21 protein-coding genes are annotated in these 24007 nt (G+C 37.0%); 16 read left to right on the forward strand and 5 right to left on the reverse strand.

Translation table 11 applies throughout. The features are described from left to right. Positions 1 to 232 precede the first annotated feature (232 nt). The 4 genes from ileS to ACQ33O_RS01545 all read left to right on the forward strand — a co-directional run bounded on the left by ileS (position 233) and on the right by ACQ33O_RS01545 (position 6284). A complete protein-coding gene (ileS, locus tag ACQ33O_RS01530) occupies positions 233 to 3688 on the forward strand; it encodes an isoleucine--tRNA ligase (protein ID WP_430993783.1) in 3456 nt (1151 codons plus the stop codon). A 1-nt stretch (position 3689) separates the two neighbouring features. After that, complete coding sequence (locus ACQ33O_RS01535; RefSeq protein WP_430993784.1) at positions 3690 to 4550, forward strand: TraR/DksA family transcriptional regulator; 861 nt, start codon at positions 3690 to 3692, stop codon at positions 4548 to 4550. Between the two features lie 109 nt (positions 4551 to 4659). After that, entirely contained in the window at positions 4660 to 5028 is a 369-nt protein-coding gene (gene rbfA, locus ACQ33O_RS01540) for a 30S ribosome-binding factor RbfA (RefSeq protein ID WP_430993785.1), read from the forward strand. Between the two features lie 17 nt (positions 5029 to 5045). Beyond that, complete coding sequence (locus tag ACQ33O_RS01545; protein ID WP_430993786.1) at positions 5046 to 6284, forward strand: FtsX-like permease family protein; 1239 nt, start codon at positions 5046 to 5048, stop codon at positions 6282 to 6284. A 64-nt stretch (positions 6285 to 6348) separates the two neighbouring features. Here ACQ33O_RS01545 and ACQ33O_RS01550 read toward each other — a convergent pair whose 3' ends face one another. Continuing rightward, complete coding sequence (locus ACQ33O_RS01550; protein ID WP_430993787.1) at positions 6349 to 7185, reverse strand: transketolase; 837 nt, start codon at positions 7183 to 7185, stop codon at positions 6349 to 6351. 276 nt (positions 7186 to 7461) lie between these two features. Between ACQ33O_RS01550 and ACQ33O_RS01555 the strand changes: the two genes are divergently transcribed. From ACQ33O_RS01555 to ACQ33O_RS01565, 3 genes are all read left to right on the forward strand, one after another. After that, positions 7462 to 8589, forward strand: coding sequence for a glycosyltransferase family 4 protein (locus ACQ33O_RS01555; RefSeq protein WP_430993788.1), 1128 nt, complete (start codon positions 7462 to 7464; stop codon positions 8587 to 8589). Positions 8590 to 8787: 198 nt separating this feature from the next. Next, positions 8788 to 9351, forward strand: a complete 564-nt coding sequence (frr, locus tag ACQ33O_RS01560) for a ribosome recycling factor (protein WP_430993789.1) — start codon at positions 8788 to 8790, stop codon at positions 9349 to 9351. 77 nt (positions 9352 to 9428) lie between these two features. Next, the gene (locus ACQ33O_RS01565; protein WP_430993790.1) at positions 9429 to 10322 is read left to right on the forward strand and encodes a sterol desaturase family protein; all 894 of its coding nucleotides are present in this window, start codon (positions 9429 to 9431) and stop codon (positions 10320 to 10322) included. Here the strand turns inward: ACQ33O_RS01565 and ACQ33O_RS01570 are convergent. Next, positions 10319 to 11200 (reverse strand): DMT family transporter, encoded by an 882-nt coding sequence (locus ACQ33O_RS01570; protein WP_430993791.1) that lies wholly within the window; start codon positions 11198 to 11200, stop codon positions 10319 to 10321. The two genes, ACQ33O_RS01565 and ACQ33O_RS01570, sit on opposite strands and share 4 nt — an antisense overlap. 131 nt (positions 11201 to 11331) lie before the next feature. Here ACQ33O_RS01570 and mscL point away from each other — a divergent pair, with 131 nt between their 5' ends. From mscL to ACQ33O_RS01590, 4 genes are all read left to right on the forward strand, one after another. Next, entirely contained in the window at positions 11332 to 11703 is a 372-nt protein-coding gene (gene mscL / locus ACQ33O_RS01575; RefSeq protein ID WP_430993792.1) for a large conductance mechanosensitive channel protein MscL, read from the forward strand. A 66-nt stretch (positions 11704 to 11769) separates the two neighbouring features. Continuing rightward, a complete protein-coding gene (locus ACQ33O_RS01580) occupies positions 11770 to 12648 on the forward strand; it encodes a DUF3078 domain-containing protein (protein WP_430993793.1) in 879 nt (292 codons plus the stop codon). A 129-nt stretch (positions 12649 to 12777) separates the two neighbouring features. Further along, positions 12778 to 13575, forward strand: a complete 798-nt coding sequence (locus ACQ33O_RS01585; protein WP_430993794.1) for a segregation and condensation protein A — start codon at positions 12778 to 12780, stop codon at positions 13573 to 13575. 100 nt (positions 13576 to 13675) lie between these two features. Beyond that, complete coding sequence (locus ACQ33O_RS01590; protein ID WP_430993795.1) at positions 13676 to 14392, forward strand: pirin family protein; 717 nt, start codon at positions 13676 to 13678, stop codon at positions 14390 to 14392. Positions 14393 to 14427: 35 nt separating this feature from the next. Here the strand turns inward: ACQ33O_RS01590 and ACQ33O_RS01595 are convergent, their stop codons facing one another. Then, the gene (locus ACQ33O_RS01595) at positions 14428 to 15081 is read right to left on the reverse strand and encodes a murein L,D-transpeptidase catalytic domain-containing protein (protein ID WP_430993796.1); all 654 of its coding nucleotides are present in this window, start codon (positions 15079 to 15081) and stop codon (positions 14428 to 14430) included. A 123-nt stretch (positions 15082 to 15204) separates the two neighbouring features. Then, positions 15205 to 17142 (reverse strand): 1-deoxy-D-xylulose-5-phosphate synthase, encoded by a 1938-nt coding sequence (gene dxs / locus ACQ33O_RS01600; RefSeq protein WP_430993797.1) that lies wholly within the window; start codon positions 17140 to 17142, stop codon positions 15205 to 15207. Between the two features lie 120 nt (positions 17143 to 17262). Here dxs and ACQ33O_RS01605 point away from each other — a divergent pair, with 120 nt between their 5' ends. Beyond that, entirely contained in the window at positions 17263 to 17460 is a 198-nt protein-coding gene (locus ACQ33O_RS01605; RefSeq protein ID WP_430993798.1) for a hypothetical protein, read from the forward strand. 55 nt (positions 17461 to 17515) lie between these two features. Here the strand turns inward: ACQ33O_RS01605 and ACQ33O_RS01610 are convergent, their stop codons facing one another. Continuing rightward, positions 17516 to 20428, reverse strand: a complete 2913-nt coding sequence (locus ACQ33O_RS01610) for a class I tRNA ligase family protein (protein ID WP_430993799.1) — start codon at positions 20426 to 20428, stop codon at positions 17516 to 17518. Between the two features lie 241 nt (positions 20429 to 20669). On the opposite strand from ACQ33O_RS01610, the gene ACQ33O_RS01615 reads away from it, so the two are divergent. The 4 genes from ACQ33O_RS01615 (at position 20670) to ACQ33O_RS01630 (ending at position 23986) form a co-directional block, all read left to right on the forward strand. Beyond that, complete coding sequence (locus tag ACQ33O_RS01615) at positions 20670 to 21548, forward strand: cell division protein FtsX (RefSeq protein ID WP_430993800.1); 879 nt, start codon at positions 20670 to 20672, stop codon at positions 21546 to 21548. A gap of 29 nt (positions 21549 to 21577) precedes the next feature. Next, positions 21578 to 21838: a DUF3098 domain-containing protein gene (locus ACQ33O_RS01620; protein ID WP_430993801.1), complete on the forward strand. Its 261-nt coding sequence runs from the start codon at positions 21578 to 21580 to the stop codon at positions 21836 to 21838. Positions 21839 to 21911: 73 nt separating this feature from the next. Next, the gene (locus ACQ33O_RS01625) at positions 21912 to 22703 is read left to right on the forward strand and encodes an undecaprenyl-diphosphate phosphatase (RefSeq protein ID WP_430993802.1); all 792 of its coding nucleotides are present in this window, start codon (positions 21912 to 21914) and stop codon (positions 22701 to 22703) included. Between the two features lie 368 nt (positions 22704 to 23071). Further along, a complete protein-coding gene (locus ACQ33O_RS01630; RefSeq protein WP_430993803.1) occupies positions 23072 to 23986 on the forward strand; it encodes a hypothetical protein in 915 nt (304 codons plus the stop codon). The last annotated feature ends 21 nt before the right edge of the window (positions 23987 to 24007 follow it).

A 24007-nucleotide genomic window follows, 5' to 3' on the forward strand; every position in this document is an offset into this window, starting at 1 on the left:
TTTATAATACCATTTTAAAGAACCATTCTAACCTCTAATTAATAAGCCAATACTATGCCAAAACAATATTCTGTGGAAAACTTGGGGAAGATAAATTGTGAGTCCGCAATTCAATTGCAATTTCCGGGAAACAACCAAGGCTTTTGATTATCATAAACAAGCCTATTTCACTACCTTTGCAGCCATTTTAAACGGTCAAACCAAAGGTTAGACTAGATGCCCGGAATAATATATGAGTACCAAATACAAAGAATATCAGCAACTTAGCTTACCTACCATAGGAGAAGAGATTCTAAAAAAATGGAATGATGCCAATGCATTTCAAAAAAGCGTTGACCTGAGAGAGGGCAAAACACCATTTGTTTTCTATGAAGGTCCGCCAAGTGCCAATGGTATGCCCGGTATTCACCATGTTATTTCCAGAACACTAAAAGACCTGGTTTGCCGATACAAAACCATGCAGGGTTTTCAGGTAAAACGTAAAGGTGGATGGGACACCCATGGTTTGCCGGTGGAATTAGGTGTTGAAAAGTTGTTGGGCATTACTAAAGAAGATATCGGTAAAAAAATATCGGTAGAAGAATACAATGCTACTTGTCGTAGGGAAGTATTGAAATTTAAAGACAAGTGGGATGATATTACTAAAAAGATGGGTTACTGGGTTGATCTGAACAACCCGTATGTAACTTTTGAAAATAATTACGTTGAAACACTATGGTGGTGTTTATCTGAATTATATAAGAAAGGTTATTTATATGAAAGTGTAAGTATCCAACCCTACTCTCCTGCTGCCGGCACGGGTTTATCATCTCATGAGTTAAATCAGCCTGGTACATATAAAGATGTGAAGGATACGAGTGCAACGGTGATGTTCAAGGCGATCAGGAATGAAAAGAGTGAGTTTTTATTTAAAGCAATCGAGAACATGGGTGAGATTGACTTCACACAGATGTTAGACCTCAAACAGATGCTCGACGCCAGACCCCAGACTTCCGACACCTTTTTCTTAGCATGGACGACAACACCATGGACACTTCCTTCTAATCTTGGCTTAACGGTTGGCTCGAACATCGATTATGTTCTTGTAGAAACTTACAATCCATACCTGAACGTTCCGGTCAATGTTATTCTTGCCAAACAATTATTGAACAAATACTTTGATTTAACTGGTATCGATATCAATTCCATAAAAACCGGATTTAAATTAGTTAGCCACTCAGACACGAAGAAAATATCAGCGTGGAAAATATTGGCTGAATTTAAAGGATCACAAATTGAAGGCTGCGAATACGAACAACTCCTTCCTTACGAAGCCAACTCACCCAAAGTAATTGAAGAAATCACACCTGGTGCAAAACCGTTCAGAGTATTAGTAGATTCATTTGTTACTACAGAAGATGGTACCGGTATTGTGCACACTGCTCCTGCTTTTGGCGCAGATGATTTTAAAGTTGGAAAGAAAAACAACCTGGGCATTTTAACCCTTGTTGACAGAGAAGGAAAATTCGTGGACGATGTTGGAGAATTCAGCGGTCGTTATGTAAAAAATTACAAAGACGAAAAAGAATATGTTGATGTAAATGTAGACATAGCCGTAAAATTAAAACTAGAGAACAGAGCTTTTAAAGTAGAAAAATACGAGCATAACTATCCTCATTGCTGGCGTACAGATAAGCCGATCATTTATTATCCGTTAGATGCATGGTTCATTAAAACCACTGCAGCAAAAGATAAAATGGTGGAGCTCAATAAAACCATCAATTGGAAACCTGCGGCAACAGGCACCGGTCGCTTTGGCAACTGGTTAGAGAATATGGTTGATTGGAACCTGAGCCGTAGCCGTTATTGGGGAACTCCTCTACCGATCTGGCGTACGGAAGATGGTAGTGAAGAAAAATGTATCGGTTCGATAGCAGAATTAAACGAAGAAATTAAAAAGGCAGCAGAGGCATTAGGCGGTGAAACGAATAAGCATTACTTACATGAAGGCATACTCGATCTGCATAAACCATATGTAGATGACATTACATTGGTATCAACCGACGGCAAGCCGATGAAACGTGTACCAGACTTGGTAGACGTTTGGTTCGATAGTGGAGCTATGCCTTATGCCCAATGGCATTTTCCTTTTGAAAATAAAGAAACATTTAAACAAAATTTTCCGGCAGATTTTATTGCCGAAGGTGTGGATCAAACACGTGGATGGTTTTATACACTGCATGTATTAGGTGTTTTGTTATTTGATTCTGTTGCATACAAAGCTGTAGTGAGTAATGGTTTGGTGTTGGATAAGAGTGGTAACAAAATGAGCAAACGCTTAGGCAATGTTGTTGACCCGTTTGAAACCATCAATAGTTATGGTGCTGATGCAACAAGATGGTATCTTATCACCAATGCATCTCCATGGGATAGTTTGAAATTTGATACAGAAGGTATCAAAGAGGTACAAAGAAAATTCTTCGGAACACTTTATAATACGTACCAGTTTTTTGCATTGTATGCAAATGTTGATGGCTTTACTTTTAAAGAAAATTATATCCCTGTAAAAGACAGACCGGAGATAGATCAATGGATCTTATCCTGTTTAAATTCATTAATAAAAAATACACAACAAAGTTTTGATGATTACGAACCAACCCAAGCAGGTCGTGCTATTGAAGAGTTTGTAGATTCTTTATTGAGTAACTGGTATGTTCGTTTATGCCGTCGTCGTTTCTGGAAAGGTGAATACGAACACGATAAAATTTGTGCTTATCAAACCCTATATGAATGTTTGGAAACTTTATGCAAATTGATGGCACCGATCGCTCCATTCTTTGCAGATTGGTTGTTCAGTAATTTAAATGATGTATCGAAAAGATTTACAAATGAATCGGTGCATCATACAGACTTTCCAAAAGCTAATGATGCGGTCATTGATTCCAATCTTGAAAAAAGAATGTTGCTAGCTCAAGATGCTTCGTCTTTAATATTATCGCTTCGTAAAAATAAAAAAGTAAATATTAAAGTTCGGCAGCCGCTCCAAAAAGTTTTTATCCCTGCCTTGGATAATGAAATGGCTGCAAGAATAAAACAAGTGGAAGAGATCATCAAAGCAGAAACCAATATCAAAGAAGTTGAAGTTTTGTCCGTCGATAATGATTTTATTAGAAAAAAAACAAAAGCGAATTTTAAAACCCTTGGAAAAAAACTTGGTGCCAAGATGAAATGGGCTGCGGATGAAATTGCAAAATTCGACAACGCTACTATCGATAAAATACAGGAAGGCCCTTATCTGCTGAATCCCAATTATGAAGCCGAAGGCGTTGAACCAATTTATATCGGCAGCGAAGATCTGGAAATAACTACGGATGAAATTCCGGGATATGAAGTAGCGAATAAAGGAAGTTTAACCGTAGCTTTGGACATAACCATCACCCCTGCCCTAAAAAGCGAAGGAGATGCCAGAGAGTTTGTAAACAAGGTTCAAAACATCCGTAAAGACAGTGGTTTTGAACTAACAGATAAAATAAATGTGGAAGTATTGGAAAATCAAGGGCTGCAAGCTTCTTTAATTGAATTTAAAGATTATATTTGCGGCGAAATTTTGGCAGATTCGCTTGTCTTTTTGCCCTCTTTAAAGGGCGGCACAGAAGTTGAGGTGAACGAAGCCATATTAAAAGTCAACGTTTATAAAAAAGGAGAGTAGTATGGCAACAAAAAAGAAAGTGGCTAAACCTGCTGCTAAAAAACCAGCTAAACCCATTAAAAAAGCTGTGCCTGTAAAAAAAGTAGCCCCTAAAAAGGCCGCTGCAAAGCCTGCCCCTAAAAAGGTCGCTAAGCCTGCTCCAAAATCCTCAAAACCTGCGGCAAAAAAGGTTGTAGTTGCTAAAAAAGCAGCTCCTGCAAAAAAAGTCGCTAAACCTGCTCCCAAAAAAGCAGAAGTTAAAAAAAGCCCTGCCAAAGCTATTATTAAGCCGGCAGCAAAACCTATGACAAAAAACATTGAAACAAAAAAAGCAGTAGAAGTTAAGTCTGCTCCGGTAAAACCATCGGTTCCGGTAAAAGCAAAAGACATTAAAGTCCCTGCTCCAAAACCAGTAGTCATTCCAAAAATCTCAACTAAAACCGTGCGTAAGTATCAACCTGATTTTACTAAGTCTGTATTAGACAAAACCCCAACCGATCCGGGAGCTCCATCTCAACGTTACAGCGATGGCGAATTAGCCGAATTCAAAGAACTGATTCAACGCAAGTTAGAAGCAGCTAAAAAAGAATTGGCTTATTTACATGGCCTTATTACCCGTAAGGATGAAATGGGTGGTGACGATACAGACAATCGTTACATGACAATGGAAGACGGAAGTCTGAGCATGGAAAGAGAACAATTAAGTCAGATGGCAAGCCGCCAGATCACTTTTATTGATCATCTTGAAAAAGCTTTAATGCGTATCGAGAACAAAACCTATGGTATTTGCAGGGTAACCGGCAAATTAATAGACAAAGCCCGTTTACGTGCTGTACCCCATGCTACACTTAGCATTGAAGCTAAGATGGGAGCGGTGAAATAATTAAAACTTAATAATTAAAAATGGAGAATTACTTCGGTGGTTCTCCATTTTCTATTTACGCAATTAAATGCCCCAAACAGTTTAACTTTACAAGCACAACTATAATACAATGCAAGCAGAAACCAAACGTCAGAAACAAGTGGCCGGATTGATCAACGAAGAATTGAATGATATTTTTCGTCGTATGGGTTTAAACATGATGGATGGCGGTATGATATCCATCGCTTCCGTAAAAATCACTCCTGATCTTTTTGAAGCAAAAGTTTACCTGAGCATGTTTCAAATAAAAGATACGCAGGCCACTCTTCATACCATAGAAGAAAAAAACAAAGAGATCCGTAAGGAGTTAGGCACCAGGGTTCGACATCAATTACGTAGTGTTCCTATGCTCAAATTTTTTATTGACGATACACTGGATTATGTTTTTAAAATGGAAGAGTTGTTTGATAAAATAAAGAAAGACGAAAATAATAAATAGACCATGGTCCATGGATCATGGACTATCTAGAGATGTACCTACGTTTTGCCTGGAGATATTTTAAAGCAAAAAAAAGTGCCAATGCCATCAATATTATTGCATGGGTTACAGTTGGTGTAATTGCCTTTGCTACAGCCTGTCAAATTTTAGTATTAAGTGTTTTTAATGGTTTTGAAGATCTTGTAAAATCTTTGTACGCATCTTTTTATACCGATCTGAAAGTTGTTCCTTCTAAAGGAAAAACTTTTACCATCACTCCTGAACAATTAACCTCCGTAAAAAAACAACAGGGCATTGAAGCCGTTTCACTAATAGCTGAAGAAAAAGCACTTTTAAAAAATGATGATGGTCAAACCGCTGTTTATTTAAAAGGAGTTGACAATAATTTTTTAAAAGTAAGTGGTGTACCCGGAAAAATCGTTCAAGGGAAATTTAATATAGGTACTATAGACGATCCCGGACTTATTGTTGGCTATGGCGTACAAAATGCGGCTTTCATAAATACGGAAGGCGCTTTCCCTGCATCTAAACCGGTGGTAATTCTGGCAAAAAAAGGAAATGCTGCTTTCTCCGATCCGTTGCAAGCGCTTAGTGAGGGTGTTACAACAGCCACTGGTGTATTTGCTATCCAACAAGACTTCGATTCTAAATATGCCATTACTAACATCGATTTTGTAAAACAGCAAATGGCTTTTGAGAAAGATGAGTACAGTGCACTTGAGATCAAATCTCTGAATGGTGTCAACCCAAAACTTATTCAACAAAATCTGTCAAAACTGCTGGGAGCTAACTATAAGGTTCAAACGAAATATGAACAGAATACAAGTCTTTATACAACTTTACGATTAGAAAAATGGTTCATTTATGCGCTGCTTACTTTGATACTGCTGATAGCTGCTTTTAATATGCTGAGTGCATTGACCATGCTGGTTTTAGAAAAACAAAAAGACATTAATATCTTACAAAGTATGGGTGCCGATAAAAAAATGATCTATAAGATCTTTCTCAGCGAAGGATTATTATTGGGTATCATTGGAGCTGCTACTGGAATTGTATTAGCTGTGATCATTTGCGCTTTGCAGATGAAATATAAATTAATCTCCTTGCAGGGCAGTTCTTTTCTAATAGATTATTTCCCGGTGAAACTACAGATAACGGATTTTGCCCTAGTAACGCTCACTGTTTTATTCATTACCTTCTTAGCATCCTTTTTACCTGCACGTAAAGCAGCCAATCAGGCAATCGAACTCAGATAAAAAAGGGCCTTCACAAAGTGAAAGCCCTTTCATAAAAATCGTATTGATCTTAGAAATCTCTATTTTAATAATCACCTAATGTTTCAGGCAGTTGAGCCAATGCCTTGGCCAATTGTTCATCATTCGGTGCAATTCCATGCCATTCGTGACTACCTTCCATAAAATCTATACCATGTCCCATGCCTGTTTTCATCAAAATAACGATCGGTTTACCTTTCCCCGTCAATGTTTTGGCTTTTTCTAGAGTAGCTACTACTTCATCCACATCATTTCCTTTTTCAAGATGTACTACTTCCCAGCCAAAAGCTTCAAATTTAGCTGCCAAGTTACCAAGCGCCATCACCTTATCGGTTGGGCCATCAATTTGCTGACCATTCCAATCCACCGTAGCAATTAAATTATCTACTTTATGATGAGCAGCAAACATTGCAGCTTCCCAATTCTGACCTTCATCCAGTTCTCCATCACCATGCAATGAAAAAACCAAATTTGTGTCGTTATTCAGTTTTTTCGCCAAAGCTGCTCCGGCTGCTACACTTAAACCCTGTCCTAATGAACCACTAGCCATACGTACTCCCGGTAAGTGCTCATGTGTAGTAGGATGCCCCTGCAAACGACTGTTGATCTTTCTGAAAGTGCTTAATTCCTGAGTTGGGAAATAGCCGCTACGAGCCAATACACTGTAGAATACCGGTGAAATGTGCCCATTACTTAAGAAAAAAACATCTTCACCTACTCCATCCATGTTAAAAGATGGATTATGTTTCATTACTTTAAAGTATAAAGCAGTTAAAAAATCTGTACACCCCAATGATCCACCCGGGTGTCCGCTTTGAACCGCATGTACCATTCTTACTATATCGCGGCGAATCTGGGTAGCTGTATCTTGTAATTTGCTCATTTTTCTTTTATTGTGGGTGCAAACCTACTTTAAATAGCCGCATTAACCAAAGTAAAAACTACATTTTTTGGCAAATAAAGGGCGATTCTCAACATTCTCCTCATTTTCAAGAATAAGTGGTGATATCTGGCGGTTTTCTAAAAAATTCGAGTTTAAAATTTTTTTTCCCCATCAATTTTTGCTAAGTTGTGGCTCCAAAACTAACTGTACAAATACCCCTTTCGCAACACGGAAGCTGTATTTGAATTTTTGATTACGTTTACAATACCCTTTGGCATGGATCATATTTTGCTTAGTGCTGCATTGGCTTTTTTGATTACATTTTTTGCAATCCCGATAATCATTCAGGTTGCCCGAGATAAAAAACTTTTTGATGAGCCAGATGAAAGAAAGGTACACAAGGTCGTTATCCCGACTTTAGGTGGCTTGGGTATTTTTGCCGGATTTATATTAGCTACTTTAATCGGTGTTCCATCTGCCAGCGGCAGAGAGCTCCAGTTTTTTGCAGCAGCCGCTATTGTTATTTTTTTCCTTGGTATTAAAGATGATATCCTTGTATTATCAGCAGCAAAAAAGTTTCTCGGACAGGTAATTGCCTGTGGCATTATTATTTGGTTCGGCAGATTACAGATAAACGATATGCATGGTCTATTTGGAATCAATGAAATTCCTCAAACTGCCAGCCTTGCACTTACATTTTTTACTGCTTTAGTAATTACCAATTCGTTTAACCTAATAGACGGGGTAGATGGTTTGGCAGGAAGCCTGGGACTTTTAACAACACTCGTTTTCGGAACATATTTCTTTTATGTCGGTCAAGGCATGTACGCTGTTATGGCATTTGCATTATCCGGAAGTTTGATCGCTTTCTTGATTTATAATTTCTCTCCTGCAAAAATATTCATGGGTGATACCGGTTCACTGCTGATCGGATTAGTGAATTCGGTGTTGGTGATCAAATTTATTAATGTTGCCGGCAATCCTGCTACAACACTTCACTTCGAAGCTGCTCCTGCAATAGGGTTTGCAATTTTGATTGTGCCTTTGTTTGATACACTTCGTGTTTTTGGGCTACGTATTTTGGACAGACGCTCTCCTTTTAGTCCGGATAGAACACATGTACACCACTTCTTATTGGATCTTGGCTTGAATCACAAAAAAATAACTTTTGTTTGCCTAAGTGTAAATATTGGTTTTATAGCAATGGCATTTTTATTGAGAGATCTAGGTACTACTATTGTATTAAGCATTGTACTGGCAACAGCTGTAGCAATTATCGGGCTGATCTATTACATTCGCAGAAAGCATCTCTCCGGTGCTAATCAGAAAATAAAAAGAGAAGAAGCTGTTTTAAAACCACGTAAGATCTTTACGCTTGCTTCGGAAGCTGTAGAAGCAGACTAGCTTTATGTACGATGTTGGATGTACGATTTTCGATTTTTCAAACTTTGAAAAGAAAATGAAAATTGTAACACCATTAAGTATAATAAAATCGTAAATCCCAAATCGTACATCGCACATTTATTATACCTCTCTTCAGAAATTTCCTCCCTCATTGCATCATTCTTTTCTTTAGCTTTGCAACTAAGTAATTTTAATTGTATGTCAGAAGAATTAGATTTAATAAAGATGGATGCCGAATCAACCATGAGAAAGGCAATCAATCACTTAGAGGCTGAACTGGTAAAAATTCGTGCCGGAAAAGCCAACCCCAACATGCTTGATGGAATTGTAGCAGAATATTATGGCTCACCTACTCCTTTGGCTCAGATTGCCAATATATCTGTATTAGATGCCCGTACCATTTCGGTACAACCTTGGGAAAAAAATATGCTTCAACCAATCGAGAGAGCGATCATCGCAGCAAACATTGGCATCAATCCTCAAAACGATGGAAATTTTATACGTCTTTATTTACCACCGTTAACCGAAGAGAGAAGAAAAGAGCTGGTAAAAAAATGTAACGGTGAAGGTGAGAATGCAAAAGTTTCTATCAGGAATATTCGCAGAGATGCAATTGAGCAAGTAAAAAAACTTCAAAAAGACGGACTAAGTGAAGATGCTGCAAAAGATGCAGAGGCAGAAATACAGGAACTTACCAATAAATTTATCAGCTTGGTTGAAAAACACCTCGAAGCGAAGGATAAAGAGATCATGGCGGTGTAAACAATTATGAATGATGAATGATAAGTTATGAATGTCTTTAATTTATCATTCATCATTCATAACTCATAATTTTCAATATGCCTTTTAAGTTTGATGAAACAACATTAATCCTTCTCACCACTCCTTTATACATTATTGTTATAGGAGCTGAAATGTTGTTTAGCCATCTCCATGTAAAAAAATATTATAGTCTCAAAGGGGTAATTCAAAACATTTATTTGTCTTTGATCAATGCCGGAATAGACCTTCTTTTCAGGGCTGTATATCTCTTCATCATTCTTCAATGGTTTTATACCCATGCTATCTATTCGTTTAAACCATTCGGTTGGATATACTGGTTAGTACTGTTTATTTTAGAAGATCTGGCATTTTATATTGAGCACAGGGTAGATCATTACTGTCGGGTTTTTTGGGCAGTACATGTTACCCATCATTCATCCGAAGAATTCAATTTAACTACCGGTTTCCGGTCATCGGTATTTCAACCATTGTATCGTTTCGTGTATTTTATACCGTTAGCATTGCTTGGTTTCAACCCCGTAGATATTGTTTTCATGTATTCGATTACACAGATATACGGAATACTGGTGCATACACAAGCAATCAAAAAAATGCCGAAATGGTTTGAGATACTTTTTGTAAGCCCAAGTCATCACAGAGTTCATCATGCCAGCAACATATTGTATCTTGACAAGAACATGGGCATGTGCCTGATCATTTGGGATAAAATGTTTGGCACTTTTCAGGAAGAAATTCCTGAAGAACCGGTAAAATACGGATTAACAAAATCATTAGACAATCCCTATCACCCATTGAAAATAATTTTCCATGAATGGCAAAGTATTGGAAAAGACCTGCAAAAGAAAACATCCTTCTTTACAAAATTGAAATATCTTTTTATGCCACCGGGCTGGAGCCATGATGGAAGCAGTAAAACTGCGAAGGAGCTGAGAGAAGAACTAAAAGCTTAATTTTTTTTTCTGTTGGTAATATACACACCAATCAACATGACCAATAAACATCCAACCTGCTTTAGTCCGAATTTTTCGCCTGCAATTATTCCCCAAAAAATTGCAACGAAGGGCATACCATATGTGACCATACTAGCAAAAATACCACCGGCTCTTTTTACCAATACATAGAACAAAGCTGTTGCAATAGCAGTTCCAACAACACCCAATATTATTCCTGCTCCTGATGAAATTAGTAGATCATGATTACTAAGCGGTAAAGAAAAATAACCGGTACAAGCCAGTACGATCAAGGCTACGATACCATTTGAAGCCAATGCTATTGATGCAATTCTCAATGAGCCAATTTCATGTAACTTTTTACCAACAAGGTTCACATTATAACCATACAATACTGTTGCCAATACTACAAACAATGCAAAACCTATTTGCTTGTATTGCTGTTGTAAACTTTTATCATCGCTCAGCATTAATAAAACACTTCCCAAAAAAGCAATGCAGATACCAATTACTTTATCGGTGGTGGTTTTTGTATTAAAGAACATTACCCCGGTGATCATTACAAATATTGGTGTAAGTGAATTCAGCATCCCGGTTAAAGCACTACCTATGCCTTCTTCGGCCAAACAAAATAATAATGCAGGAATAAGGTTGCCGATCGTACCACTTATGCAAACGAGGAACAATTTATTACGAGGAACATCTTTTATATATTTAATAGCAAGTGGTAGAAAGAATAGCCCTCCCGATGCTATACGCAATGCAGATACCTGAAATGAATTAAGCGTTTGTAATCCGATCTTCATCAGAATGAAACTGCTGCCCCATACAAAGGACAGAAAAATAAATATCAGCCAGTTAAGAAGGTTTTTACTCACACAAAAAGATTAGTCAGCAAAGATGCATTTTATCTTCAAAATAATTTTCCTTTTGTGCCGGAGAATTAATTATTTAATTCAAGTAAAAAACATATTTTTATTAACTTTATTTAAAACCAAAACATACTAATATGGGACTAGTAAAAGAATTTAAAGAGTTTGTTACAAAGGGCAATGTAGTTGACCTTGCTGTAGCTGTTGTTATCGGCGGGGCCTTCGGTGCCATTGTATCATCACTTGTTGACGATGTTATCACTCCGTTGTTGCTTAATCCAGCTTTGAAAGCTGCCAATGCAGAAAATATTGCCCAACTTTCGTGGGGTGCTGTCAAATATGGAAATTTTCTTGCGGCAATAATTAAATTTCTCGTAATCGCTTTCGTGCTTTTCATTATTGTTAAAGCTATAAACGCAACAAAGAAAAAAGAAGAAGCTGCACCACCTGCCGGCCCTTCATCTACCGATGCATTATTAATGGAAATCAGAGATGCTTTAAAGAAATAAAATATATAATTACTTTTGCAGCGGTCTTGCTTTTAGCAAGACCGTTTTTTTATAACAATTATTAAGATGAAGAAAAATTATTTACTAGCGCTAAGCCTCTTAACGGCAACAATTGCCAATGCACAAACAAGTACCGATCAAGCAAAAAAAATTGCTGAAGACGGTGTTGCTAATCTTACCAAAACAAAAGCTGATCTAAAAGATGGCTGGACCAAAGGTGGCACCATTAATATTGCAATAAATGAATCGGGCAGAAATGATTACTGGATAAAGGGTGGAGAAAAATTTGCTTTAGGCATAAAAGGAATTCTTGATTATAATTTCGATAAAAAGAAAGGAAAAACAAATTGGTTGAACTCTTTTCGAGCAAGATACGGCGTTACAAGGGCTACTTCTACGGGCTCTAAATTCTTAAAAAATGACGATTACCTGAACTTCAGTTCTATTTACGCCTCATCATTCAGTAAACAATGGAGCTATGCCGGCTTCTTTAGTTTAGAAAGTCAGTTTGAACAATACCTGATGACACCCGGCTACATTAAATTAGGACCGGGTGTTTTATATAAGCCCAGCGAAGCATTCAACTTATTGATCTCGCCTGCAATGGTGAACCTTACAACGAAATTTGCATCCTCCTTTAAAAATATTAATGCATTTGGAGTTGACTCAGGCAAAACCACCGACCTCGGTGTGGGTTTCTTTACACAGGCTAAATACAATAAAGACATTGCAAAAGGTATTAACTATAAATCGGTAGCAACCGTTTATTCGAACTACTTAAATAAACCGGGCAATCTTGTGTTGGACTGGTCTAATTTATTTACCCTCACCGTAAACAAATACATTGGCACTACAGTAAGTTTTAATGCCCGTTATAACGATTTTGAGGTGGGTCGTTTTCAAACCCAACACAGTATCGGCGTGGGTTTAAGCTATAAACTATAGGCTAATTTCAGGTTATAGAGGGATTTATACACATTGGTGTTATTTCGAGGTTTTTGAGCCTGAATTTTATTAACTAATTGATACATTTGCCCCCAACCTGTTGGGGGCTTTTACATTAAAAATTTACATGTGGCGAATACAACTTCTTATCAAATAAAACTCGATCAATTTGAAGGTCCTTTCGATCTGTTACTTTTCTTCATAGAAAGAGATGAATTGGATATTTATAATATTCCTATTACCAAGATCACCAACGACTTTTTGGATTTTATTCATCAAACAGAAAAATTGAATATTGAACTGAGCAGTGAGTTCATTTTATTCATCAGTACTTTGATGCGTATCAAAGCTAAAATGCTGATACCACGTAAAGAACTGGATGAGCAAGGAAATGAGATAGATCCAAGACAAGAACTGATCAACAAAATTCTTGAATATAAGAAATTTAAAGAGGCTTCTGCAAGAATGGCTGAAATGGAAGCTGAAAGAATGCTGATGATCAAAAGAGGTAATCTGCAAAAAGAACTGGCACAGATCGGCGAAGAAGCAGGCGAAGGAACAGAAATACAAACTGTTACTTTATTTAAATTGATGAAGGCTTTTGAAAAGGTCATTCAAAAATTACATGAAAGAAATAATAAACCTGTGCATACAGTGGTGCAATACAATTACACCATGGAAGCCAGTAGGGAATTTATGCTAGATACTTGCAGAAAAGAAAAGACCGTAACTTTTGAAAAGATATTTGATATCTGCGAAGACAGGATACACGCTATCTTCTTGTTCCTTTCTTTGCTGGAACTGGTACAAATGAAATATATGACATTGGCTGTAGGGGAAGGCAGAAATAATTTTATCATTGAATGGAATGATGCTCGTGAGGAAGACATTGTTGGACTCTTACCAGGCGAAGAATCACTGAATTAAAATATGATCCTCCTTCGGGAGGATTTTTTTTGCTATTTTGGCAGTCTGATTCAATGGCATTAAATTTGATGTTTAAACATTGAATTTTAAATTTACAATTATGAAAGCAACAATATTTAAAGCAAGCGACAGAGGCTCTGCTGATTATGGATGGTTAAAGCCCAACTATTATTTTAGTTTTAGTCAGTATCACAATCCTGAAAAAGTACACTTTGGTTTATTAAGGGTATTGAATGATGATTTCATTGCAGGTGGCGGTGTATTTCATACGCATCCGCACGACAATATGGAAATTGTTACAATACCGTTCACAGGTGCTATTCAGCATAAAGACAGTACTGGCGGACAAGGTGTGATCAAAGCAGGTGATGTGCAAATAATGAGCGCCGGTAGCGGTATACAACATAGTGAGGCCAATGCTTCTGCCACAGACCCTGTTACATTGTTTCAAATTTGGGTATATCCAAAAGTTGAAAATATTAAACCTAGATACGATCAAAGAACATTTGACGCTAATGACAGACAAAATAAATGGCAGGTTGTTGTTAGTCCGAATGAAGCAGATAATGCATTATGGATCAACCAGGATGCCCGTTTTGCATTAACCAACTTAACTGCTGGGAAACAAATAGAATATACAAACGCATTTAAAGGAAATGGTGTGTTTCTGGTAGTGATCAATGGCGGTGTAACTGTTGGTGATGTACAATTAGGCAAAAGAGATGCTGTTGGTATAGAAGCGGATAGTTTTACTATTACTGCAAGTGAAGATGCAGAGTTATTGGCTATTGAAGTACCGATGGATTTTCAATCGTAAGTATTATAAAAGGGTTGACAGTTGTGCCAACCCTTTTATTGATAGATATACAGTAATATTGGGTCGGTACTTTTATTGATATATTGACTTAAGGTTTGTAAGAAATTCGGTGCTACTGTAGGGCAACCCCAGCTTTCACATATAGGAACCGGAGCGGTTTCTTCATTTGGAATACAGGAATGTGAATGCAACACTACAAAGCGATTGAATGCATTGCTGTTTGTTTTATCCAGTCCGTAAAGTTTATAAGCCAATCCGAATTTACCATCATACGGTTTACCGATTTTATACTTTCCAAGTGAACTGCACAAACTACCGGGTTCATTTGAAAATTTGATCTCATCTGTATTATCTTTTCCGCTACCATGTGCAACCAATCCGGCTAATTCAATTGTATCATTATCAAGATCATAAACAAAAAATCTTTTTTTGCCGGATTCGATCTTCATGTCTATCATAAAACAATACTGCTCATTGTAATGATTTGCCTTTGCATAAGCAGCAATATTTTCTGCTTTACTTTTTAATCTTGCAAGTATTGGTTTATCGATCTCATTTTTTTTGATTACAAATGCGCCTTTATCTGCATGTTTACTGAACTTTGGTTTATACCAAAAAAAATATGCCACCGCAGAAATGCTGATGATAAGCAAGAGAAATGTTGCTGTAAGTTTAAGGAAAAATTTCATTGAAGGATTTTAACAGGTTTGATATAACAAAACCTATTTTCCATACAATTTTAGCAGAGATAATTTGCAAGAAAAAGTTAATTGAGAAATCTTAACAATTTGAATAATAATCTGATTGAGGAGTTATTGCAGAACTTTTACGCCAACCATTGACCTTAACGCATCGGCAATATGATTGGCATCCATACCAATCTCATCGTATAACTGTTTAGGAGTGCCGTGTTCAACCAATCTGTCGGGTATACCCATGATCTTTACATCAGCTTTATAGCCGTGTTCGCTCATGAATTCTAAAACAGCTGAGCCGAAGCCACCAACGACAGTACCATCTTCAATGGTAATAATTTTATTGTATTGACTGAACACTTCGTGTAACAGTTCTTCATCTAAAGGTTTGGCAAAACGCATATCATAATGAGCCGGGGTAATGCCGTCATTCTTTACATCACGTATTGCAGCAGCAGCGAAGTTTCCGGGATGGCCGAAAGAGAGAATAGCAATTTCTTTACCATCTTTTATTTTTCGTCCTTTACCTATTTGTATTACTTCGAAAGGATATTTTTCAGCCATATTATCAGGCTGGCAATCAGCTATAACTCCTTCCCCACGTGGATAACGAATAACGATCGGATGTTTTGTACTTGCTAACTGTGCTGTGTACATGAGGTTACGCAATTCCTTTTCGTTCATCGGTGCACTAACGATCATGTTGGGAATACAACGCATATAAGCTATATCATAACAGCCATGATGTGTAGGGCCATCTTCTCCAACAAGCCCTGCCCTATCTAAACAAAATATTACAGGAAGGTTTTGTATGGCTACATCATGCACCACCATATCATAGGCTCTTTGCATGAACGAAGAATAAATATTACAGAACACTTTCATGCCCTGTGTTGCTAAACCGGCACTTAATGTAACGGCATGTTGTTCGCAAATACCAACATCAAATGCCCTGTGTGGCATTTTCGCCATCATATATTTTAATGAAGAACCACTTGGCATAGCCGGTGTAATGCCCATCACTTTTTCGTTCGACTCTGCCAACTCAATCATGGTTCGTCCAAACACATCCTGATACTTTTGCGGTTGAGGCAGATCGAATGTTTTCTTCTGTATCTCGCCGGTAACTTTATCAAACAAACCGGGGGCGTGCCATTTTGTTTGATCTTTTTCTGCAAGTGAATATCCTTTACCCTTTACCGTTACTATGTGTAAAATTTTCGGACCGGGTATTTTTTTAAGATCTTGTAATGTATCAACAAGTTTACTGATATTATGCCCGTCAATAGGACCGAAATAACGCAGTTTCAACGCTTCAAATAAATTCGCATGACCGTTGACCATCCCTTTCAATCCATCGGTAAGTTTTTGTCCCATCGCACGGGTAAACTGTTTACCAACAGGTAATTTGCCGAGCAAATTCCACACATCATCTTTTACTTTATTATAAGTAGGCGAAGTGGTGATATCCGTCAAATATTCTTTGAGTGCCCCAACATTGGGGTCGATACCAATGCCATTATCATTCAACACGATCAGCATATCGGCATCAGCAACACCGGCATGGTTCATTGCTTCAAACGCAATACCTGCTGTCATAGAACCATCGCCGATCACTGCCACACTTTTCCTGTCCTCTCCTTTTAATTTGGAAGCTATAGCCATACCCAAAGCTGCACTGATAGAAGTAGAAGAATGTCCTACACCAAATGTATCGTACACACTTTCGCTGCGTTTTGGAAAACCGCTGAGTCCCTGGTATTTTCTGTTAGTATAAAAATTATCTCTACGGCCTGTGAGTATTTTATGACCATATGCCTGATGGCCCACATCCCATACCAATTGATCGTATGGCGTGTTGTAGATATAATGCAATGCAACTGTTAATTCAACCACACCTAAAGATGCAGCAAAATGCCCACCGTGCACACTCACTACATCAATGATGTACTGACGCAGTTCATCGCACACTTTATGCAAATCCTCTCTACTGATCTTTTTAAGATCGTCAGGTGAGTTAATTTTACTAAGAAGTTCGCCGGGCTTACTGTTCATGCAATTATTTAACCGGTCAAAGGTACTATTTTTCGACACCAACGCCACGGTTTAAACATTTTTTAACTATAAAAGGTTCAGAAGGAAGTATTTTTAGTATAACAAGTCAACCTAAACTATATGGCAATTCTTCTTTTGATTCCTCTTGCACTGTTAATTTCATCTGCAATTATGCTGATTATTGGTGGCATTCAATTCTTTAGCTCTTCTGAAGAGAAAAAAAGAAAGGGTAAAAAAAATTTGCTTATTGGGCTGATCTTATTGACCGTACTGATTGCGATCGTCATCTATATTAGCAGTATTGATTTTGGCAGGTAGTTCTTTTTGTTAACCGCCGTCAGGGTTTTCAACCGCTGACGGGGTTGGCCAGAGACTATATCACCACATTCACCATTTTATTCTTTACGTAAATGATCTTTTTGGGAGATTTACCTTCCAGCCATTTTTGTACCACTTCGTTGGCCAAAACAATTTTTTCTGCATCTTCCTGAGTGATATCCAAAGCCATATCAATAGTAGTACGCATTTTACCATTGATAGATACAGGATATTCTTTAGAAGATTCTATTAAATATTTCTCTTCAACAGCAGGATATTCAGCATCTAAGATCGTAGTTGTATTTCCAACAGCATGCCATAATTCTTCTGCAATATGCGGAGCATAAGGCGCAAGAATGATCAAGACTTTTTCTAGAATTTCTTTCTTATTACATTTCAATTCTCCCAATTCATTTACACAAACCATGAATGCACTTACGGCTGTATTGTAACTGAAGTTGGCAGTATCTCCATCTATCTTCTTAATAGTTTTATGCAACACTTTTAATTCAGCATCGGTAGCTTTTTCATCTGTCCATACTTTGCCTTTGATATCATCAAAGAACAAACGCCATAGTTTACGTAAAAAACGGTGAACACCTTCAATGCCCTTGGTATCCCATGGTTTGCTTTGCTCTACCGGGCCAAGGAACATTTCGTACATGCGAAAAGTATCAGCTCCAAACTTATTACACAACTCATCAGGATTAACAGTGTTGTATTTCGATTTGGACATTTTTTCTACTTCTGCTCCGCAGATGTATGCATCCCCATGTTCTACAATAAACTTGGCATCGGCAAATTCTCCATTTTTCCATTTTTTGAATTCTTCTTCATTTAATTCAACACCATCAACAATATTTACATCAACGTGTAATTGTGTATATTGAATGTTAGAATAAGTAAATTCATGGTTTCCAGGGTATTTTTCCTTTAGTATATTTATTAACTGTAATTGAACGTCATTAATAACATTTGTTAGCCCAACATTAATTTCATCTATGATAGGCTTTGATAAAAAAACAATAGGTAGATTATCAAGTTTTAAATTAATATCAGACCCCGTCCCTAATCTATTCCAAGAAACTCTATACACAAACCTACTACTCCCTTGTATCATCCCTTGATTCACCAATTTCTTAAACGGTTCATCAAAGCTGATATAACCCAGGTCGAATAACACTTTCGTCCACATACGGCTATACAATAAATGTCCTACCGCATGTTCTGTACCACCTACATATACATCCACCTGATTCCAGTAATCACTTGCTTTTTTATCGCAAAAAACTTCAGCATTATTCGGATCCATGTAACGTAAAAAATACCAACTACTGCCTGCATAACCAGGCATGGTAGAAGTTTCCCTTCTTCCTTCGGGTGTGTTCACCCAATCTTCCAAATTACCGAGAGGACCTTCACCCTCTCTACCCGGACCATATTTATCTACATGGGGTAATTCCAATGGCAGGTCTTTTTCTTCCAATGCAATAGCAGTTTCATCTTGCCAAACAATTGGAAATGGTTCTCCCCAATAACGCTGGCGACTAAAGCCTGCATCTCTCATTTTATAGTTGATCTTCTTAATCCCAATTCCCATCTCTTCTATCTTACTAACGGCAACGCTTATCGCATCTTTCATCAACAAGCCATTTAAGAAACCACTGTTTTGTAAAGTTGCTTCTTTGGTAGGGTTGGCTTCTTCTCCATTAAAAAATTCTCCGATGATATTAGTGATCGGAATATTAAAATGTTTTGCAAATTTAAAATCTCTTTCATCGCCGCAAGGCACCGCCATGATAGCACCTGTACCATAACCGGCCAATACATACTCACTGATGTAAATAGGAATTTCTTTTCCATCGAATGGATTGATGGCATATGCCCCGGTAAAACAACCTGTGATCTTTTTCTCCGCCATTCTATCTACGTCACTTCTACTTTTTACATAAGCAACATATTCATCAACAGCAGTTGCTTGTTCAGCAGATTTTATTTCATTTACCAGATCATGCTCCGGCGCTACTACCATAAAATCTACTCCGAATATTGTATCAGGCCTTGTGGTATATACACGTAAGTTTTTATCAGTTCCTTTAATAGCGAAATCCATTTCCGCACCTTCACTTCTGCCGATCCAGTTGCGTTGCATTTCTTTCATGCTTTCGCTGAAATCTACTGTTTCCAGGCCTTCCAGTAATCTATCGGCATAAGCCGTAATACGCAAATACCATTGACGCATTTTCTTTTTCACTACAGGGTGTCCACCACGTTCACTCACACCATTCACTACTTCATCATTTGCCAACACTGTTCCCAACGCCTCACACCAATTCACTTCACCATATTTACTGAATGCCAAACGGCGGTTCATTAAAATATCTTCCTGCTCTTTTTTGCTAAATGCTTTCCATTGCTCTGCAGTGAAGTCGACGGACAATGGACCATAGACCATGGACTTAGACCCTTCCGTTTCAAAAACTTTCACTAACTCAGCAATAGGTTTCGCTTTGTTTTCTTTTATATCAAAATAACTATTGAATAATTCTAAGAATATTTTTTGTGTCCACTTATAATAATTCGGATTGCTTGTTTGGATCTCTCTATCCCAATCATAACAAAAACCAATCTTATCTAACTGACTTTTAAATGTTGCAATATTTTTCTTGGTTGTTTCTGCCGGATGCTGACCTGTTTCCAATGCATATTGTTCTGCCGGCAAGCCAAAACTATCAAATCCCATTGGATGCAATACATTAAAGCCTTTTAGCCTTTTATAACGAGCATAAATATCCGAAGCAATATATCCTAATGGGTGGCCTACATGCAAACCGGCACCGCTTGGGTAAGGAAACATATCAAGCACATAATATTTTGGCTTGGTAGAATTATTGTCTACTTTATAGACATTTTTGTCTTTCCATTCTTTTTGCCATTTTTCTTCGATCTCGTTAAACTTATATTCCATTTTGTATTTACTATTGTCTATTGAATATTTAATATTTTGAACCAGATGGTAGCTTCTTACTTCAGATAAAGAGTAATTTTAACAGTCCCTTATTGCTCATCTATCAATCAATAAAAATATATTTGCAAAGGAGCCATTTTTACAGGTGGCAAAAGTACATTAAAGCAGGTAAAAACCATTATTTTTGCCCGTTGCCAAAGAGCACTATAAATTGAATTCCTAACCCAAAACCGGTATTATTATGTCTCAATTCGGAAAAGCAAGCAGCAAAAAAGGTCAACCCACTTATGCCTATGCCATTATTGGTGTAGCATTGGTATTATTTTTATTTGGTCTGCTGGGTTGGTTCTTCCTGAATGTTCGTAAATCGGGTGATTACTTTAAAGAAAGGATTCAGGTGCAGGCATTTCTTAATCCGGAGGCTGGTGCTAAAAGAATTGACAGTTTGACCAATTATATCAAATCGTTCCCATACGCAAGAGATGTTCGTCATATTACAAAAGAAATGGCGGCAGAAATATGGAATAAAGACAATGACAGCAGCTGGAAAAAAATGCTGGATTATAACCCTCTGCCACCAAGTGTAGATTTTTATGTGCAGGCGAATTATGTACAAAAAGACAGTCTGACAGCTATATCGGATAACCTGCAAACGGTTTTTCCGGGTATTATCAAAGAATTCAAATTTCCTACGGAAACAGTACAAAAAGTAAGTACTTACGTAAAAACAGTAGCAGCTATATTCCTGATTGCAGCTATCATATTGACCATACTGGTTGTATTCTCTATTGATAACACCATCAGGCTGGCCATGTACAGCAACCGGTTTTTAATTAAAACCATGCAAATGGTGGGTGCAACAAGAGGCTTTATAACCAGGCCCATCAATATAAGAGCCATTATTAATGGCCTGATTGCATCGATCATAGCCATTGTTGCCATTTGGGGCACTATTCTATTAATTGAAAATTTTGCTGAAGACCTGAAACAATTACATGACAATAAAAACCTATTCTTATTATTCGGGTTGATCATTGTTCTGGGCATTACAATTTCGTTGGGAAGCACACACCGTGCGGTATTGAAATACCTTAAAATGAAGTTGGATGATCTGTATTAATTGATTTACTTTGTAACAATTTTTCAAATATGAGTACAATAAAAAAACAACAGCCGGCTACTTCTACTCCCGATCTTTTCGGTAAAGAAAATTATTTATATATGCTTGCCGGATTAATAGTATTGGCAATTGGTTTTTTTTTAATGGCCGGCGGCAAAAGTCAGGATCCTACTAAATTCAATGATGCAGAAATATACAGTGCAACAAGAATTACCATTGCTCCGGTACTAATCATTGTTGGCTTTTTGATAGAGATCGTTGCTATCATGAAAAAACCGAAGAACAATTAAAAAATAAAAAATAATAATTAAAAATTTGCGGAGTATTATGCTTCGCAATTTTTATTTTGTTCAACACATACTTATGAGTACGATTGAATCCATCATCATTGCTATAGTAGAAGGGCTAACCGAATTCCTACCTATATCGTCTACCGGCCACATGATCATTACCGAAAAATTATTGGGTATTACAGAAACCGAATTCATCAAAGTATTTACGGTTGCAATACAGTTAGGGGCAATACTGGCAGTAGTTGTTCTATACTGGAAAAAGTTTTTCAATTTCAAACAATGGCAGTTTTATGTAAAACTTGCTGCAGCTGTTATTCCAGCTTTGGTTTTTGGTTTTATTTTTTCAAAGAAGATCGATGCCTTGTTAGATAGTGCTCTTACTGTAGCTATTACACTGTTACTTGGAGGAGTTATTTTATTATTCATTGATAAGCTGTTTAAACATCCAACCATCGAATCTGAAGAAAAAATATCATTACCCAAGGCTGTTGCAATAGGTTTTTGGCAATGTATTGCAATGGTGCCGGGAGTGAGTCGTAGTGCGGCCTCTATCATTGGTGGTATGCAACAAAATTTAACTCGTAGTGCTGCAGCAGAATTCTCATTCTTTTTAGCTGTACCAACAATGTTGGCAGCTACAACTTATAAGTTGTACAAATATTATAAAGATTTTGGCGGCTTTACATCGGTAGAAATAAAACAATTGGCAATTGGTAATGTAGCAGCATTTATTGTTGCTATTTTAGCAATTAAATTCTTTATTGGTTTTGTAAAGAAGTACGGATTTAAAGTTTGGGGAGTATATAGAATCATTGTAGGTGTTGTTTTGTTGTTATTGATCTGGAAAGGAGTGATAAGTTGATTGTTGTCTTCCCAAAAAAACTTTTGAAATTGTTATTAAATTTCTTACATTCGGTTTAGCAAAAATAATTCAGCTTTTTTCCGACTCCCATACATTCCTTTTTTTGCATTTTTCATAAACCTTATTTTATCACAAGTATATCAGCAATGATATTACATTATTATACCAATAGACGTATTGGTTTAATCGTGATCATTTTTGCATAAACTTCGAGATATACCTATGTCTGATATGTTTGGGATAAGTTAAAGGGTAGTTTTATGAAAAATTCTAGACAATTCGTTCAACTATCGTTGTTTATTGCTGACGGACTATTCTGAAACAGCGTCTAATTCTGAAAGTAGGAACTATTAAATAAATTTAATAAAATGAAATTGAGTTCCAAAATATGTATCGTTATACTTGTAAGTGTAATGATAACAACAATAATTTATTCATGTAATAAAAATGACAATTTTCAAAATTTAAACAGTCAAACTACCGGAAAAGAATTCACAAAATACGGCTTAGAAGGGATTTCATTTTCAAGCGCATTGGATAGTGCAGGAAAATGGCACAATGATTACCAAGAATTAATATTAACTGAAATCTTAAACACAAAAACATCATTTCTTGATACTACTACATTTAAAAATTTAGTACTGCAAAAATCAAAATCTTTTTTTGACGAAAAAGGAATGAAATTTACCAATCAAGTTTCAGCACTAAAGCTTGGGAAAGCCACTAACCTTACTTTTCAATATGATAAAAAGAATTTGTCAGAGGGGGCTAACAGTATTTTAAACGATTTTCAAAATGCTATTAGGAAATTTACTACCTATGATATAAAATTTCAAAACAAACTAATTACCTTGAAACAACGTGCCTTAAAATTGAATGTTCATACTGAAATTTTTGAGGTAGGAGTTCCTATATCCATAGCTATATATTCTTATAAATATTGGAATGAAAATGGTAACAAATGGGTAACCCTACTTAATCCAATTCAAGTAAACCCTAAAATAAAGAGTAGACCAGTAGAAAATAGTTCAATCGCCGCCAACACTGTAGCGAAACCTATAGAAGCAGATATAGATGTGGATAGGGTAAAAAAACCTTGCGGCATATCTATATGGAAACTTGGAGGGGCTGATGCAATAGGTGCTGTTGAAGGAGCTATGGGAGGTAGTGCATTAGGACTAGGCGGAGCTCTTGCCGGAGGAATTCTTACTTCAGCTGTTGCCTCCTTAGGCAATCTTTCAAATCAGGTAATATCCTGTAATGTATCTTGGTGGCCATTCTAATCATAGTTTTAAATTAAGGCA

Origin of the sequence: Ferruginibacter sp. SUN002 (assembly GCF_050611725.1) — a bacterium.
Classification (GTDB): domain Bacteria; phylum Bacteroidota; class Bacteroidia; order Chitinophagales; family Chitinophagaceae; genus Ferruginibacter.